Source organism: Enterococcus sp. RTP21361st1_A6_RTP21361_211029, assembly GCF_040910045.1.
Classification (GTDB): Bacteria; Bacillota; Bacilli; order Lactobacillales; family Enterococcaceae; genus Enterococcus_D; species Enterococcus_D gallinarum.
In genome coordinates this window covers 1-1,418 of record NZ_JBDGBK010000206.1, presented here as the reverse complement: position 1 = coordinate 1,418, position 1,418 = coordinate 1, and the positions used below count along the sequence as shown (strand labels likewise).

2 protein-coding genes are annotated in these 1,418 nt (G+C 41.3%); both read right to left on the bottom strand.

The window, feature by feature from the left end:
* A partial coding sequence (locus AB5Z52_RS17060; protein ID WP_368267143.1) for an LCP family protein occupies positions 1–982 on the bottom strand: 982 nt, incomplete at its 3' end.
* Between the two features lie 131 nt (positions 983–1,113).
* Positions 1,114–1,418 (bottom strand): GNAT family N-acetyltransferase (locus tag AB5Z52_RS17055; protein WP_368267142.1); only part of this gene is annotated, 305 nt, incomplete at its 5' end.

Genomic DNA, 1,418 nt, shown 5'->3' with positions numbered 1-1,418 from the left:
TCACTTGTTGTTGTCGACGCACACGCCCAAAGTCGCCTTCTTCATCCATACGGAACCGCGCATATTGCAATAATTCTAAACCGTTCATATTCTGTTGCCCTTTCTTGATAGGGACTTCAAGGTTTTTACTCATATCTTTCTCAGCGTTGATCGGTACACCACTAGGAAAAAGAGTGTCAATCACTTTTTCGAAAGATTGAAAGTCTACTTTGACATAATAATTCGTTTGGATTCCGAAATTTTCAGCTAACGTTTGCCGAACTAACTCTGCCCCGCCAAATGCATAAGCTGCATTGATCTTGTTTTCTCCATATCCCGGAATCGTGACTAGCGTATCCCGCATGAAAGAAAGCAGCTTTGGTTTCTTTGAAGGGCCATCCAATTGCAGCACCATGATCGTGTCTGCACGACCAGTTTCGCCTTTACGGCTGTCGCTTCCTAAAAGCAAAATATTTTTTGCTCCGTTCGCAGATGCTACACCATCAAACGTTTCCGTCTCTGAGACTTGTGCATCGCTTTTGGCCACCTGCTGCCCTGCCACAAAAGCCACGATCGAGTAAGCAAGTACAAACACTAGCACATACAGGATGAAACGCAAAATTGGCCGTTTCTTACGTTTAGCTTCTTTTGATTTTACTTTCTGCTCTTGTTTCGCTGGCTTCTTGTTAACAGACTGACCATTGTTGCCGAAATCCTTTTGTTTACCAAAGGATTTTGACTTGTTTTTTTTGCCAGTTAACAGATTCGGCCGCTGAAGGGTTGTTTTTTTTGACGAATGATTGCCAGAAGACCGCTTCTGACTTGTTTGGTCGTTCTCCCTTTGTTGTGCAAAATCGTTTTCTGCTGAATACTCTTCTTCCTTTTGAGGTCTTCTCACAGATTTTGTTTCTCGACGAGCAAAGATCGTTTCTTTATGAGCAGCTCGTTGCTCTTCTTTCGCTAATTGTTCATGCAAGTTTTTGTTGCGGTCCATTCGACTCATAGGACAGTTTCCTCCAAATAAAAAAAGCTTTTCTTTCTTATAAGAATACCTTACGAAAAAAAGAAAGAAAGCTATTTTTTTAAATTTTAAGATTTTCCTAGCAACTTTTTGATAGAAAGATGAAAAGCGGCTCATAAAATCTTGCTTGCTCTGTAACGTTCAACTTGAAAACCATTTCGTTGGTAAAAATCAGCCACTTGGTTTTTGGCCCAGAAATTCAAAGTGAGGGTTGCAAACTGCTTTTCTCGAGCAAAATCTGCGGCATGGGTTAATAAGGCTTCACCGACCCCTTGCTTTTGGTACGCATTTTCAACCGATAACGCTTCGATCTCAAGTCGACGTTGAGAGACCATTTGCGGTGTATCCGATAACTCAATCTCTTTTAGATGAATAAATCCGCAAGGTTGTTTTTGCCAGGCTACAAAAAAATGATGCG